This window comes from Shewanella sp. 5S214, assembly GCF_041439795.1.
In the GTDB taxonomy this organism is placed as follows: Bacteria; Pseudomonadota; Gammaproteobacteria; order Enterobacterales; family Shewanellaceae; genus Shewanella; species Shewanella vesiculosa.
On record NZ_JBGOOV010000009.1, the window covers coordinates 59,361 to 74,165 of the forward strand.

General features: G+C 41.4%; 14 protein-coding genes. 7 read left to right on the forward strand and 7 right to left on the reverse strand.

The genetic code is table 11. The annotated features are described in order from the left end of the window. Window positions 1-20: 20 nt before the first annotated feature. From ACED29_RS08060 to pspF, 6 genes are all read right to left on the reverse strand, one after another. A complete protein-coding gene (locus ACED29_RS08060) occupies window positions 21-806 on the reverse strand; it encodes an ATP-binding cassette domain-containing protein (RefSeq protein WP_371697420.1) in 786 nt (261 codons plus the stop codon). Beyond that, window positions 787-1,794, reverse strand: a complete 1,008-nt coding sequence (locus tag ACED29_RS08065; protein WP_124016414.1) for an oligopeptide/dipeptide ABC transporter ATP-binding protein — start codon at window positions 1,792-1,794, stop codon at window positions 787-789. Before ACED29_RS08065 ends, ACED29_RS08060 begins: the two co-directional genes overlap by 20 nt. A gap of 3 nt (window positions 1,795-1,797) precedes the next feature. Further along, window positions 1,798-2,688 carry an ABC transporter permease subunit gene (locus tag ACED29_RS08070; protein WP_124016415.1) on the reverse strand — a complete coding sequence of 297 codons (891 nt, stop codon included), beginning with the start codon at window positions 2,686-2,688 and terminating at the stop codon, window positions 1,798-1,800. Then, window positions 2,675-3,706, reverse strand: a complete 1,032-nt coding sequence (locus ACED29_RS08075) for an ABC transporter permease subunit (RefSeq protein WP_371697421.1) — start codon at window positions 3,704-3,706, stop codon at window positions 2,675-2,677. Before ACED29_RS08075 ends, ACED29_RS08070 begins: the two co-directional genes overlap by 14 nt. Further along, a complete protein-coding gene (locus tag ACED29_RS08080; RefSeq protein WP_371697422.1) occupies window positions 3,707-5,332 on the reverse strand; it encodes an ABC transporter substrate-binding protein in 1,626 nt (541 codons plus the stop codon). A gap of 83 nt (window positions 5,333-5,415) precedes the next feature. After that, window positions 5,416-6,495, reverse strand: a complete 1,080-nt coding sequence (pspF, locus tag ACED29_RS08085) for a phage shock protein operon transcriptional activator (RefSeq protein ID WP_371697423.1) — start codon at window positions 6,493-6,495, stop codon at window positions 5,416-5,418. A 192-nt stretch (window positions 6,496-6,687) separates the two neighbouring features. On the opposite strand from pspF, the gene pspA reads away from it, so the two are divergent. From pspA to ACED29_RS08115, 6 genes are all read left to right on the forward strand, one after another. Next, window positions 6,688-7,371 carry a phage shock protein PspA gene (gene pspA, locus ACED29_RS08090; RefSeq protein ID WP_124016419.1) on the forward strand — a complete coding sequence of 228 codons (684 nt, stop codon included), beginning with the start codon at window positions 6,688-6,690 and terminating at the stop codon, window positions 7,369-7,371. Window positions 7,372-7,390: 19 nt separating this feature from the next. After that, the gene (gene pspB, locus ACED29_RS08095; protein ID WP_124016420.1) at window positions 7,391-7,630 is read left to right on the forward strand and encodes an envelope stress response membrane protein PspB; all 240 of its coding nucleotides are present in this window, start codon (window positions 7,391-7,393) and stop codon (window positions 7,628-7,630) included. Further along, window positions 7,617-8,012, forward strand: a complete 396-nt coding sequence (gene pspC, locus ACED29_RS08100) for an envelope stress response membrane protein PspC (protein ID WP_371697424.1) — start codon at window positions 7,617-7,619, stop codon at window positions 8,010-8,012. Before pspB ends, pspC begins: the two co-directional genes overlap by 14 nt. A gap of 54 nt (window positions 8,013-8,066) precedes the next feature. Continuing rightward, a complete protein-coding gene (locus ACED29_RS08105; protein ID WP_371697425.1) occupies window positions 8,067-9,509 on the forward strand; it encodes a YcjX family protein in 1,443 nt (480 codons plus the stop codon). A 36-nt stretch (window positions 9,510-9,545) separates the two neighbouring features. Beyond that, complete coding sequence (locus tag ACED29_RS08110) at window positions 9,546-10,637, forward strand: TIGR01620 family protein (protein WP_371697426.1); 1,092 nt, start codon at window positions 9,546-9,548, stop codon at window positions 10,635-10,637. A 146-nt stretch (window positions 10,638-10,783) separates the two neighbouring features. Further along, on the forward strand, window positions 10,784-11,119 hold the full coding sequence (locus ACED29_RS08115) for a ComEA family DNA-binding protein (protein WP_182697022.1): 336 nt from the start codon (window positions 10,784-10,786) through the stop codon (window positions 11,117-11,119). 105 nt (window positions 11,120-11,224) lie between these two features. On the opposite strand, the gene ACED29_RS08120 is transcribed toward ACED29_RS08115, so the two are convergent. Further along, window positions 11,225-11,962: a YciK family oxidoreductase gene (locus ACED29_RS08120; RefSeq protein ID WP_371697427.1), complete on the reverse strand. Its 738-nt coding sequence runs from the start codon at window positions 11,960-11,962 to the stop codon at window positions 11,225-11,227. A gap of 262 nt (window positions 11,963-12,224) precedes the next feature. Here ACED29_RS08120 and ACED29_RS08125 point away from each other — a divergent pair, with 262 nt between their 5' ends. Next, window positions 12,225-14,702 carry a VolA/Pla-1 family phospholipase gene (locus ACED29_RS08125; RefSeq protein WP_371697428.1) on the forward strand — a complete coding sequence of 826 codons (2,478 nt, stop codon included), beginning with the start codon at window positions 12,225-12,227 and terminating at the stop codon, window positions 14,700-14,702. Window positions 14,703-14,805: the final 103 nt, after the last annotated feature.

The following is a 14,805-nucleotide window of genomic DNA, read 5'->3' on the forward strand; positions in this document are numbered from 1 at the left end:
ACCATAGTGGTTGGAGCAGTTTAGCGTTTTTGCATAAATTGACTTTGTTCTTGAATGAGTCGCTGAGTATATTCATGCTGTGGTGAAGTAAATAAGGCTTCTGTGGTTGTTTTTTCAACCATATGACCATTTTGCAACACCATGATTTTATCGCTCACATGTCGGATAATATTGAGATTATGCGAGACAAAAATATACGATAACCCCATCTCTTTTTGCAGCTTTAATAGCAGATTAATAATTTGAGATCTAACCGATAAATCTAAAGCTGTTAGTGCTTCATCTGCAATAATAATTTTAGGGTTAAGCATTAAGGCCCGCGCAACGGCGACTCGCTGTTTTTGCCCTTCTGAAATCATGTGTGGATAAAACTCTGCGTGTTCTGGTAACAAGCCCACTTTTCTTAAGGTTTCAATCACCAAGGTTTTACGCTCTTGTGAGTTTAGCTGAGTATTAAACCGTAAGGGTTCTTTAAGCAAGTTACCAATCGATAAACGTGGGTTTAGCGAGGTCGTTGGGTCCTGGAAAATCATCCGGATCAAACGACAGCGTTGTTTTAAATTACGTGAACCTAAGGCTTCACCTTCAAAAAATATTTCGCCGCCACTGCGTTGTTCTGCGCCCACGAGAATTCTGGCTAGGGTACTTTTACCTGAACCAACAGTCCCTACAATCGCTAAGGTTTCACCACGACCCAGTTCAAATGAAACTGGAGATAATGCCTGATAGTATTGAGGTTTAAAATGCTTGTAACCAGTTAAGTATTGTTTACTTAAGTCGGTAACTTTAAGCAATGGCGTCATCATCTTCTTGCTCACTTTGATAAGGGAAATGGCAGGCGAAATAGCGGTCTTTTATATGTTCAAGATTAGGTTGTTTTACACATTTTCTCTGCGCTTCTGGACAGCGAGGGCCAAGTCGACAACCGGCTGGTAAATGTTGTAACGACGGTGACGATCCTTGCAATGTTGGCAAGGTTGCCTTGTGACGCATTTTCTCAGTGTGATCAGGCAGGTTTTTTAATAATGCCCGAGTATAAGGGTGATAGGGCATTGCGACCATTTCGCTCACAGGTCCAGATTCCATCACCTGACCACTGTACAAAATCGTTAAGTTATCACACCAATGCACCATGGTTTCAAGTTCATGACTTACTAATAAAATCGACACATTTTGCAGTTGGTTGAGTTGCGATAACAATCTAAAAATTTGCGCTTGGGTATTGACCTCCATGGAGTTGGTCGGCTCATCAGCAATCAATAATTTAGGATGATTCGCTACCGCCATCGCAATCATCACTTTTTGACATTCACCTTCGGACAATTCCCATGGATAACATTTCATCAGCATTCTGGGCTTCTTTATGCCAACTTTGTGAAGCCATTTCTGGGCATTTAAATAGGTATCATGTCCACGGCGCCAAAAAGGAATGTTTTTGTTGGGCACCATAGCTTCGATTAATTGACTACCTATGGTTTTAACTGGGTCCAAACTGCCTGACGGATCTTGGAAAATCATTGCCATTTCGCTACCCATTAGGTTACGTCTTTGTTTGGCGCTCATTTCTAATAGATTTTTTCCATCCCACATCATACGATCGGCAATAATATGCCAATTAGGACCGAGCACGCCTAATATTGCTTTGGCTAATAAACTGCGTCCCGAGCCTGATTCACCTACCAGCCCATGGATCTCTCCGGGATTGATGGTCAAACTGACTTTTTCAAGCACTTTTACTGTGCCCTCAGGGGTATCTAATTCAATGGTGAGATTACGAATATCAAGTAAAGGCATAGGTTAATTTCTTATCGGTGCAAGCGCAGAACGTAAACCATCGCCAACTAAGTTGACCGATAATACGGTAAACAAGATTGCGACACCCGGTATAGTAACCGTCCAAGGGGCGAGTAACAAATTATCCAGCCCTTGTGCGACCATCGCCCCCCATTCTGGACTCGGTGCTTGAGCTCCAAGGTTTAAAAAACCCAATGCTGCGATATCTAATATTGCTGCTGATATGGCCATTGTGACCTGAATAATTACCACATCCCACACATTTGGCATAATGACATACCAAAAAATTTGCAATGAATTTGCACCATCTAATTTGGCGGCAGTAACATATTCTTTTTGTAGCTCTTCATGCACAGCGAGATGGATCGCGCGTACAAACTGCGGAACCATGGCAATTCCAACGCCCCAAAACACGTTATTAAGCCCAGGTCCCATTACGGCAACGACTAAAATAGCCATGAGTAACGAAGGGATAGACAGCAATGCATCAAATAAATGACTTAAAATACTCGATTTAATTCCGCGCATCATTCCTGAAAGCGAACCGATAATAAAGCCAATAAATAGCGACGCGGCAACAATAATTAATGACATGCCAAAGGTTAATTGTACGCCGTGTAAAATACGACTAAAAATATCACGTCCTAGATCGTCGGTGCCGAGAAAGTGTTCTACAGATCCGGCAGGATCCCAAGATGGCGGCAACAGCAGTACTTGCTGGTCCTGCATTTCGGGTGAATATGGTGCAAGCAGTGGCGCGAAAATGGTGAGTATTAATAAAAAAATCACAGCCCACAAACCTATCACGGCAAAAGGATTTGCCGAAAATGTTTGCCACATCCGCCACATAGGAGAGGCTATATGGTCTTCTTGGTATATCTTAATTCGAGGCATACAATTCCTTTCTGCTCATTGGATTGATTGCTGTATGCAGTAAATCAATTAAAATGCTTAAGAAAATAATTAATAATGAGACAGATAAAATACCCGCTTGAATCACAGTATAGTCGCGTTGATAAATGCCTGATACTAGCCAACTGCCGACTCCTGGCCATGAAAATATCACTTCAACTACAATGCCATAACTGGCAAATGAGCCTAACATTAAGCCAATACTTTTTATTACCGGAATTAAGGCGTTGGGCAATACATGACGAAACAGAATTTTAGCCGTGTGTAAGCCTCGTGCTTCTGCTGCGCGAATATAGGTTTGATTCATCACATTTAAAATGGCTTGTCGAGTGATCCTCACGACCAAGGTAAAAGGCAATACTGCTAAGGTTACTGCCGGTAATATTAAGTGCAGCAATGCATCATGAAATGCAGGTATCCGATATGTCGATTCGGATAATAAGGTGTCTATCAACATGAACCCTGTGACGGGTTCTATTTCGTACAGTAAATTAATCTGTCCTGAAATAGGCAACCAGCCAAGATTGACCCCAAACCACATGGATAAGCTTAAGCCAAGCCAGAACACTGGGATAGAATATCCGGTTAAGGTAACAGCTAAAATACTACTCTGTAGTGCTTTATTAGTGCTTAACGCGGCGAGTATGCCGATAGGAACACCAAAGAACACCGCAATAAAACCAGAAAATAACGATAATTCAAAAGAGGCTGGCAATACCGCTTCTAACTCTTCTAATACTTCTTGCTGTGAGTTACTGGAAATACCAAAGTTACCTGATAAGCGTTGGCGCAAGTAGGCGGTAAATTGCAGTAGTTGGTTATCTTGTAATTGGTAATCCTGTTCAATTTGCTGTTGTTGTTCTATCGTTGGATATTGGATGCCCGAAAGTGAATACGCTTTACTTACAGGAAACTGCCCCGATGCCATAAATAATACGGCTATCATTATCAATGATGTAGCCATAAACAGGGTTATGCGACTAAAAAGGTATCGCCACATTTATTCGCTTCCCTCTATTATTTGGGTTGTTTTAGCAAAAGATATACCGCCATAAGGCCTAATTTGCATGGTAGTGATATTGTTCTTTTTTAACACCACTTTTTTAGCATGAGCGAGCGTGACCATTGGAACTTGATCGCTAATAATGGCTTCCGCTGATTGATAAAACGCTTTACGTTCAGGTTGGGTCGACACGCTCTGAGCTTGAGTTAATAGATGTTCGAAGTCTTTTTGGCACCAGCGAGAGCGATTATTGTTAGATGCTAACGCTGCACAACTCAGTAGCGGAGTGAAAAAATTATCAGGGTCACTATTATCGGCATTCCAACCAATGAGAACCGAATCATAATTGGAACTGGCTAGCTTCTGTGTGAACACACTCCAATCATAGCTAATGATATTCAGCTTTACCCCAACTCGGGCTAAATCTGCTTGGATGAGCTCAGCTGTTTTCAGTGCACTCGGGTTATATATTCGCGCTACAGGCATGGCCCACACATTAATCGATAAATTAGACACACCTGCTTGTTTAAGTAATTCCTTGGCTTTTTCAGGATTATATTCATTGGGCGATAAATTTTTACTGTAAGCCCAAGATGCTGGTGGTAACACCCCAGTCGCTTCTACTGCGGTATCATTGTACACCACGTCTAGAATGTTCTTTTTATCAATAGCATGTGCAAGGGCTCGTCTTACTCGCACATCATCCAACGGTGGTTTTTGAGTATTGAAGGCCCAAAATGCGACGTTTAGTCCAGGTTTGGCATCAACAATAATATCTTTATGTTGATCAAGCACGGCTAACTCGCCGGCTTTGGGTAGTGCTGACACACTGCAATCACCGGTAATTAATTTGGCAATACGTGCGGTGCTTCTTGGAGTGATATCAAACACTAATTGATCGATCTCAACCGTGGGACCCCAATAAACAGGATTCTTTTTATAACGAATATATTCGTTTTTCACATATTGGCTTAGTTGGAAAGGACCCGTGCCGACCGCATAATAATCAATATCTTCAGGGGTGCCCTGGACTAAAAGCTGATAGCCATATTCAGCCGATAACACAACGGCAAAATCAGTAGCGAGATTAGATAAAAAAGATGCGTCTTTACGCACTAAATGAAAGATAACTTGGTAGTCATTTACTTTTTCAATACTGTCGATTAACTCTGCAAATCCAATGCTTTGAAAAAATGGATAACCAGTTCTACTGACTAAATGGTAGGGGTGGAGCGGATCGATAATACGGTTAAATGAAAACAATACATCATCTGCATTAAAGTCTCTGCGGGGACTAAAATGGCGTGTTTTATGAAAACTCACATGTTCACGCAAGGTAAATTGATAACTTAAGCCATCGTCAGACACCTGCCATGATGTCGCCAAACCGGGTGTGATAACGGCTTTTTCTTGGCTGTAGTTAACTAAACGGCTGTAAATTTGGTGAGAAGTGGCATCAATAGTGGTTCCTGATGTCACAAGCTGAGGATTAAAGCTTTCTGGATTACCTTCGCTGCAATATACCAAGCCAGAAGGCAATTGAGCCTGTCCGCACGCAGTCAACATGATGCTGGCGAGGCATAAAGACATCAGCTGATACCAGCGTTTTACAATAACAGGCATAGTGTGATCATATTTTTTCGATTTTGAAGGTACATTTTAACAGTGTTCATTGCATTGGGGCAATGCGCATGTCCCACCTAGAATCAGCTCTTGTCGAGTAAGTTGTACTTTTTCAAAATTCCGCGCAGTTGATGATAGCTTAAACCTAGTAAATCTGCAGTTTTTTTCTGATTATACTGGCCTTCAGCTAACGCGCGTTGTAATAATTCTATTTCGCTTTTTTCGGTATACTCTTTAAAATCTATTGGAAATTCGATGCTATTGAGCAACACTGATGCATCTGTTTCAGTACTTTGCGCTTGGTGTTCTGTGATGATGTCTGCAACATGTTCAACTGGCGCCGATTGACGCTCGCGGGTTTTGATTCGATTAACCGGACGATAGGGCGATGCAAACGGGTCTAATATAATATGATCAATTTCTTGGCCATCAGCCCCTTCACGATACACACTTCGCTCAACAACGTTCTTCAATTCGCGGATATTTCCAGGCCAGCGGTGCATCATTAATTGTTCTATCGCGAGTGGACTGAATCCACCAAAATACTCTAGTGATAGTTGTCTTGCCATACTAATCGCAAAATGTTCTGCCAACGGCATAATGTCTTCGGTTCTATGCCTTAATGGGGGCAAGGTAATCACATCAAAGGCTAAACGATCGAGTAAATCTGCTCTAAACTCACCATTGTCAGCCAAGGTGGGTAAATCTTCATTGGCGGCACAAATAAGCCTAACATCAGATTGAACCGTTTTACTGCCACCGACGCGTTCAAATTCACCATATTCGATAACACGTAATAATTTTTCTTGGATTAATCCAGATGTGTTGGCTAACTCATCTAAAAACAGTGTGCCACCGTCAGCGCGCTCAAAACGGCCTTCATGTCGTCCTTTTGCACCAGTAAATGCACCAGACTCATGGCCAAACAGTTCACTTTCTAGTAAATTTTCACTCAGTGAAGAACAGTTCAATTTGATAAAGTTTTGATCCCAACGAGGCGATAAGTAGTGTAATCGTTCAGCAATCAATTCTTTGCCAGTGCCGCGCTCACCAATGATGAGTATAGGCTTTGATAATGGCGCAACTTTAGACACATGTTCTAATACTTCAAGTAAAGCATTAGATTGGCCGATGAGATTATCTTGCTGGAATTGTTTGCTCACAGTTAGCTTACTCGCAAAATTGTTGGTGAATTCGACTAATAATTAGTGAAAATCATGATAAATGGCTTAAGTGATAAATGAAAGAAAAAGTTAATTTTTTGTTTAAACGCTTGATATTATTGTATTTGGAAATGTTGGCACGTAATGTGTAATACCTATTGCGACATCCATGTTAACTTTGAGGAACACATTATGGGAATTTTCTCTCGCTTCGCCGATATCGTTAATTCAAATATTAGCGCAATACTTGATAAAGCAGAAGATCCAGAAAAAATGGTCCGTCTTATCATTCAAGAAATGGAAGACACACTTGTTGAAGTTCGTTCAACCTCTGCAAAAGTATTAGCTGAGAAAAAAGAATTACTTCGCCGAATTGCTCGCGTTCAAGAGCAGGTCCAAGATTGGCAAAATAAAGCTGAGTTAGCACTATCCAAAGATCGTGAAGACTTAGCAAAAGCAGCCTTAGGTGAGAAACAAAAAACGGTTGGTTTATTAACCAGTCTTGAAAACGAGCTACAAGTTGTTGAAGAACATGTTGCCCGTTTAAAAGACGAAATAGCCCAACTTCAAGAAAAACTGAACGATGCTCGAGCTCGTCAAAAAACCATCATTATGCGTAAGCAAACTGCTACTTCACGTCTTGAAGTAAAGAAGCAGCTTGATTCAAGCAAAATTGATGATGCCATGATGAAGTTTGAACAATACGAGCGTCGAGTTGAAGGACTTGAAGCACAAGTAGAATCATATGATTTAGGTAAAAAGAACGTCCTTGCTGACGAGTTTGCAGCATTAGAGGCAGAAGATTCTGTCAATGATGAATTAGCAGCATTGAAAGCAAAAATGAGTGCAAAAGCACAACCTAAATCGAAAGCGTAAATTTATTCAGAGGTGAGTTATGGATATGGATCTTCTTATTGCACCAATTATCATCTTTATGGTGGTTGTGGCACCTATCTGGTTGGTTCTTCATTATCGCAGTAAGCGACAAGTGAGCCAGGGGCTCACCGAGGAAGAATTCAATCAGCTTAATGGTCTAATCGCTAAAGCAGAAAAAATGAGTGGTCGCATCGAAACATTAGAAGCGATTTTAGATACTGAATCACCAGAGTGGAGAGCAAAACATGAGCTCAGCTAATGGTCGTACCCTATACCGCAACCCAAAAAGTGGTAAAGTGGCTGGGGTGTGTTCAGGTCTTGCTGATTACTTTAACTTTGAGACATGGCTAGTAAGAGTGATTGCTGTGTCGATATTGTTACTGGGTGGGACAGGGGTCGTGTTGGTTATTTATATCGCATTATGGATGATATTAGATATTAAACCACAAGACATAGAACACAAGGAACAGTACAAAGATATTGAAATTAAAAAGAAAGTTTGGCAAGCAGGTGAGCCTGCAAAGCAAGCATTGTTTGATGTTAATCGTCAATTTAATGGATTAGAAGTCCGATTAAGACGACTCGAGGAACATGTCACATCAGACAATTTCGATCTTAAACGCCAAATCAATAGTCTTTAATTCTTCTAATGGGCGGTTATCCGCCCTTGTTCTTTAGGGGGGCCATCAGCCATCATGAGATTTTTAGACCGTTCTTTGTTTCGCGTCACTCAAACCGCGCAATCTTTGGTTCATCGCAGTACAGATCGTCATGTCAGATTAGCCGTTACTGGGTTATCAGGAGCAGGCAAAACAGCTTTTATCAGTGGTTTAGTCAATCAGTTATTGCATGCCGGTAAAAGTGCTAAGCACAATCCGCTACCCTTGTGGCAAGTCGCACGTGAAGGTCGGTTAATTGCCGTTAATCGGGCTATGCAACCTGATTTAGACATTGCCAGTTTTGATTATCAAGGCGCAATGAATGCATTAAGCTCATCACCTCCTTATTGGCCAGCTTCGACCAAAAATATTACTGAATTACGTTTAGCGATTAAGTACCAGCCACAACAAGGTTTGTTAGCTAAATTGACCGATACCGCAACCTTGTATGTTGATATTGTTGATTATCCCGGTGAGTGGTTACTTGATTTACCTATGCTTAAACAAGATTTCAGCCAATGGTGCTTATCACAACAAATTAATGTGTCATGTTTACGCCACTCACCTTTATTCAGTGCATTTAATCAGGCTGTAGAACAGTTAGACTTAAGTCAATTAGCTGACGAGCAGCAACTTAAACACATTGCCGATTTGTATCAAATCTTATTGGTTGATTTGGTACGACAACAGGGCTTTTATCACGCGCAGCCTGGGCGCATGTTATTACCAGGAGAGTATGAAAATACTCCATTATTGACATTCTTTCCCTTGCTTAGTTTAAGTCCTATTGAGCACACAGAATTATCAGCAAGCTCAAGTGACTCAAACTACCACGTTCTTAAACGCCGTTATGATCAGTACGTATCACAAGTGGTTAAGCCTTTTTACCGCGACTACTTTTCTCGATTTGATCGTCAACTAGTATTGGTTGACTGTTTAAACGCACTTAATCATGGTCAGGCACAATTTAATGACATGGGGCGTGCGTTAAACAGCATTATGGAAAGTTTTCAGTTTGGCCAATCGAGCTTAATTAAACGTTTATTTTCACCACGGATAGATAAAGTGTTATTTGCTGCCAGCCAAGTAGACCGAGTGACCCGTGATCAGCAAAGTCATGTGCTTAGTTTGTTAACCGCCATGCTGCAACAAAGCCAGCATTATGCCAACTTTGAAGGCAGTGAGGTTGAAACCATGGCGATAAGTGCCATTAAAGCCACTCAACACGGGATGGTTAATATAGCGGGGGGTCAACAAGAAGTGGTAAAAGGAACTGGGCTTGATGGTAAGCAAGTCACTGTATACCCAGGAGATGTACCTACATCATTACCCGATGCTCAGTTTTGGCAACAACAAGGCTTTAGCTTTAGTGCTTTTCTACCGCCCAACTTGAGCCATATGCATGATAATAATCCGCAATTCGAACACATTCGTCTCGACCATCTGTTGGAGTTTCTATTAGGCGATAAATTATCTTAATCGTTTTTATTTTGAGAATAAATGTGAGCATTAGTTATGAATGAACCTACACGCAATTCGCCGATAAAAAAATCGCAATTATTTACCGAGTCAGACCTTATTGTGGCAGATGAAACTCATTCTGCTGAACAAACTATTAAGCCGACTAAATCGTTTGAAGAAGTTGATTTTATTTGTGAGCTATCACTAACAGAATTACCAGCATCAATGGAAGAAAGCATTCAACCTCCAAAATCAAAGCGTTGGTCGCTACTGGCCAAACTGTCAGTATTTGCTTTGGTGCTATTGGTGGTAGTGCAAACCGTGATGGGCTTAATTGATTCTTTGCAGCAAAGTCCATGGCTATTTGGTTTTTATGCCACAGTGCTGGCTATTGTGAGTTTGTGGGCATGTGTGATTACCCTCAAAGAATGGCGCAAATTAGTTAATCTTAAAAAGGTCAGCGATCATCAAGCTAAAGCTGAACGATTGTCACTAAGTATGCAAATGGGCGAGGCCAAATCATTTTTGGCACCAATATTGGCAAAATATCCTAATAACCAGGCTAAACAACAATATTTACAAGCCTGTAGCCATGAACATAATGATGCTGAGATTGTATTATTATTTGAAGATATTGTGCTGTCCGAACGTGATTTACTGGCCAAAAAACGTGTTAACCGCTTTGCTGCTGAATCGGCATTACTATTAGCCGCAAGTCCATTAGCTGCTTTGGATATGGCTATTATTTTGTGGCGAAATCAAAAAATGATTAATGAAGTTGCTGCAATTTATGCGGTGGAATTGGGGTACTGGAGCCGTATAAAACTGATCCGTAGCATTGTGACTAATATTATTTATGCTGGCAGTACCGAGGTGATTACCGATTTAGGAACCCAATTATTATCAGTAGAAATGACTGGTAAGTTATCTGCCCGAATTGCACAAGGGCTTGGTGGTGGTTTACTTACCGCACGGCTAGGTTATCAAGCGATGACCTTGTGTCGTCCCATTGCCTTCAATAAACACAATAAGCCTAAATTATCACATGTACATCAGCATTTACTGGGCGAATTAAAGCAGTTTACGTCGTCAATGATGTCTAAAAGTAAATCGAAACAAACTCAAACAGTCGACAAGAGTGAATAAAAAAATATGTATTTTTTTTGAACAATTCGATTTTATTGACTACATTTAGCCTCCGATCCGCAAACGGTAAAGCGTTGCGGATCTTTCGAGCTTGGTAATGGAGAAGGACAACATACCAGCAAATCAAGGAAAGAAAGGAGAATCGAATGAAATCATTGACTTTAACAGCAGTGTTTTTAGGGGCCTGCTGCTTGCTCAGTAGCCATACCTATGCAGCAGAAACAGCTAAGACGATGGCCGAACCCACAAAAAAAGTGACTAAAACGGTTGAGACAACATCAACCAAAATGCAAAAGATCAATATTAATAAAGCCAGCGCAGAAGAATTACAAGCGCTTAAAGGTATTGGGCAAGCCAAAGCACAAGCGATTGTGGATTATCGAACCAAAAACGGTAAATTCACCGATGTGCAACAGCTCACTTTGGTTACTGGTATTGGTGATAAGTTAGTTAGCCAGAATGCCGAGAATATGAGCTTCTAGGCTAGATGCTCAGTCACACTAAAAACGGAAGCAATGGCTTCCGTTTTTTTATGCAAAGCTAAAGTCATCTCAGTAAAAACTAAAATCTAGCCTTATGTCAGCTGATTATTGAGCGTTGAATGCTTGGCCATTTGTACCAATAGATTCATTACCCATCAAAAATAAATAAGTAGGCATGATTTCTTGTGCTGTTTTCAATGTCAGTGGATCTTCACCAGGATAAGCTTTTGCGCGCATTTCAGTGCGAGTCGCACCTGGGTTAATACTATTGGCTCTTATGGAAGTGTTATCACATTCATCGGCTAAAACTTGCATCATGCCTTCGGTAGCAAATTTAGAAAAAGCATAAGGTCCCCAATAAGCACGCCCTTTACGACCCACACTGCTTGAGGTAAAGATAATTGAGGCATGTTCACTTTTGCGCATAATCGGCAATAACGATTTGGTCATGATGGCTTGAGCGGTGACATTCACTTTTAAAATGGTTTCAAGAGAGGTTAAATCAATATGCTCAAATGGCCCTAATGCCCCCAATTGTGACGCATTATGCAATAAGCCATCTAAACAACCAAACTGTTCAGCAATGGTGTCTGCCATATCAATATAATTCTGTTCAGTCGCACCTTTCATATCTAAGGGCACAATAGCTGGTTTGGGATATCCAGCATTCACTATTTCATCGTATACATTTTCAAGTTTTTTGACCGTTTTACCCAGTAAGATAACGGTTGCGCCGTGTTTCGCGAACTCGATTGATGCTGCACGGCCAATACCGTCTCCAGCACCAGTAACCAAGATTGTTTTGTTATTCAGTAAATCTTTTGTCGCTTGATATTCCAACATGATTAATTATTTCCTCTACGCGCAATCGCCCGTCAAATCTAGTACCGGATAAAAAATAAACGACCGTTTGAAACAAATGATTGATAATTGTGTATGAATAGGTCATTTGCATGTAACAAACTTGTAGCTAACTCAATAATTTTACGTTAACTTGAGAATAGTTGAGGACTAACATAAGTCCTTATTTGGTCGCATGATAGGACTATTGTGACCAATTCTTGGGGAAAACAAAATTATTAAAACAAGATTTGGGGAAAAAAAGATGAAAAGACTCATTTTGGGTGTTGCAATTGCATCTGCTCTTGGCTTAACGGCATGTGGTGGTGATACTTTTAACGAAGCAAAAGATAATGTTGAACCTTTGGTGCCTTTATCACACGTTCAATTCGATCCTGCTAATGGCAAGCTACCTTTACCGAACGATTTATTGTTTAGTGGCACCACGGATGGCACGTTGACAATTCCGGGTGAAACCGGTGTCGATTATACCAATCCTCAAACTGCACTGGGTGCATTAGATGGATGGTCAACTAGCTCACCAATATCAATAACAATGGAGTTAGCAAAAGACCTTCAAGGTAATGCATTAACGATTGATGCTGACTCAGTATTCCAGCCAGGCGCGGTGCGCGTTTTTGAAGCCACAGTGGGCGGTTCATTATCTACCGATCCTGAGTGTACTTCACAGGCCTCAGTTTCAGCTTGTAAAGTGGGTGAAGAATTAACATTTGGTGTTGATTTTGTGACTAAAGCCTCAGGTAACAACGTTGTTATCGTGCCACTTAAGCCGCTTAAGCCGATCCAATCTTATTTATATGTTGCAACTGATTTAATCCACGACTCATTGGGTCGAAGTATTGCTGCATCGACGACGTATAACTTATTAAAATTAGATATTGAAACTAAGCCGCTAGAAACTGCAGCGCAGTTACAATTACAAGGTTTAGTTAATAGCTACGAAAAAGGGGCTGCAGCAGCCCATGGTGTTGATCCTGACAATATTATTTACTCTGGCTTATTTACCACTCAGTCAGTTGCTAACGTATATGAAACCACTAAGTTATTAATGGCATCTAATCCTGCCTATACACCTTCATTTGTCCAAGCGCCAACACCAGCAGGTTACACGGTTGCTCAGGCTGTTGGTTTAACGGAAGCGAGTGGTTTAGCTTATACGCTAGCCAATATTGCAGACGTGTATACGGCAAAAATTAAAGTGCCATTCTATGGTGACTGTTCTTCTGCCAGCTGTGTGATTCCTGTTGTTGATGGTAAGCCAACTGCACCAAATGGTCGCTGGTTTGCTCAAGGTGATAGTCCAGTTTCAGTATTGTTGTCACTTCAGGCGGGAACATTAAGCCAAGCTAATTTCTTCGCTCAAGCGTCTGAGCAAGGTGTTGACCCACAAGCTGCGTTAGCCAATCCTGCATTACTTGCTGGTAAGCAATGGATGCTTGACGACGGCACATCAGCTGATAAAACTAAGCACCTAACTCGTCTTAATCCAATCCCTGCTATCAAAGGTTATGAAACGATTCCAGTGCAAATTACCATACCCAACGCGGCTAAATTAGCAGCGTTTCAAGGTGATGCGTTTGTTGCACCAACCAATGGCTGGCCTGTGACAATTGCTATGCATGGTTTAGGCGGTGGTAAAGAAATGGCGCTAGCTTATGCAGGAACTTATGCAGCTGCTGGTGTGGCGACTATTTCAATCGATATGCCTTTGCATGGTGCTCGCTCGTTTGATTTAGATAAAGATGGTATCTATGAGATTTCAGCAACAGCACCTGCGTTTGGTAATGTTATTGGTACTCCTGATGCTTTCGAAAATGGTAACCCGCTAGTGTTTGTTAACATTGCTAGTACATTAACGGTGCGTGATAACTTCCGTCAGGCAACCTTAGACCATTTAGCATTACGCTTATTATTGACCGGAATGGCGCAGCAATTAGCGGCGGCAAATCAACCACAAGTGTTTGATGTGTCTAAAATCAGTGCGCAAGGCTTAAGCTTAGGTGGCATTGTAGGAACAACATTTGCTACTTATGCTAGCACAGGTTTAGTTAACCCAATGACCGGCGATACTTTACCTAACGCTTATGCGATTAACGCAGCATCGTTAGTGGCTCCTGCGGGTGGTTTGGCTGGTGCATTTGCCGGCTCTGCTGCTTTTGGTCCACAGTTATTTGATAATGTCACAGCCTCAAGCACGTTCGCTGCTTTATTAGCTACGGCAAATACTGCCGGTTACGAAGAAGGCACTCCTGAATATGCTGCGTTAGTACAAGCGGTATACGCTGGATTTCTTCCATCGTTTGCATTAGCGGTACAAACTGCGATGGACTCTGCAGATCCTGTAAACCATGGTGCAATGTTAGCGGCAACAGGTTTACCTGTTCACTTAATTGAAGTTGCTGGCGACGCGACAAACTTACCAGACCAGACATTGCCTAACAGTGTTGAAGGCTTTCCATTATCGGGTACTGAGCCTTTAATTACTGCAATTGGTTTAGGTTGTGTTGATTCAACTATGCCAGGCTCAGGTGCAGTTCGTTTCTCTAAAGGCCATCACAGTTCTATTGTGAGCCCAGGTGAAGTGGAAGGTGTCACTGACGGTATGGCTGCTGCAGCAACAGCTGAAATGCAATCTCAAGTAGCTGGATTTGCTAAGTCGGCAGGTGCTGGACAAGCAACGATAGTCGTGTCAAATAGCGATGTTATTAAGAGTTGTAACTAATACTTACTAATTAGTGTTCGTTTTTAATTAAAACCCAGCAATTTGCTGGGTTTTTTATTCTCTATTTATTGGTGATTACTGTTAAAATGTCGCCAGAATGTTT

Coding starts and splice junctions, on each gene's coding strand:
- pspB (WP_124016420.1), top strand. CDS start 7,391: ATGGATATGGATCTTCTTATTGCACCAATTATCATCTTTATGGTGGTT.
- ACED29_RS08075 (WP_371697421.1), bottom strand. CDS start 3,706: ATGTGGCGATACCTTTTTAGTCGCATAACCCTGTTTATGGCTACATCA.
- ACED29_RS08125 (WP_371697428.1), top strand. CDS start 12,225: ATGAAAAGACTCATTTTGGGTGTTGCAATTGCATCTGCTCTTGGCTTA.
- ACED29_RS08065 (WP_124016414.1), bottom strand. CDS start 1,794: ATGCCTTTACTTGATATTCGTAATCTCACCATTGAATTAGATACCCCT.
- ACED29_RS08060 (WP_371697420.1), bottom strand. CDS start 806: ATGATGACGCCATTGCTTAAAGTTACCGACTTAAGTAAACAATACTTA.
- ACED29_RS08115 (WP_182697022.1), top strand. CDS start 10,784: ATGAAATCATTGACTTTAACAGCAGTGTTTTTAGGGGCCTGCTGCTTG.
- pspA (WP_124016419.1), top strand. CDS start 6,688: ATGGGAATTTTCTCTCGCTTCGCCGATATCGTTAATTCAAATATTAGC.
- ACED29_RS08110 (WP_371697426.1), top strand. CDS start 9,546: ATGAATGAACCTACACGCAATTCGCCGATAAAAAAATCGCAATTATTT.
- ACED29_RS08105 (WP_371697425.1), top strand. CDS start 8,067: ATGAGATTTTTAGACCGTTCTTTGTTTCGCGTCACTCAAACCGCGCAA.
- ACED29_RS08080 (WP_371697422.1), bottom strand. CDS start 5,332: ATGCCTGTTATTGTAAAACGCTGGTATCAGCTGATGTCTTTATGCCTC.
- pspC (WP_371697424.1), top strand. CDS start 7,617: ATGAGCTCAGCTAATGGTCGTACCCTATACCGCAACCCAAAAAGTGGT.
- ACED29_RS08070 (WP_124016415.1), bottom strand. CDS start 2,688: ATGCCTCGAATTAAGATATACCAAGAAGACCATATAGCCTCTCCTATG.
- ACED29_RS08120 (WP_371697427.1), bottom strand. CDS start 11,962: ATGTTGGAATATCAAGCGACAAAAGATTTACTGAATAACAAAACAATC.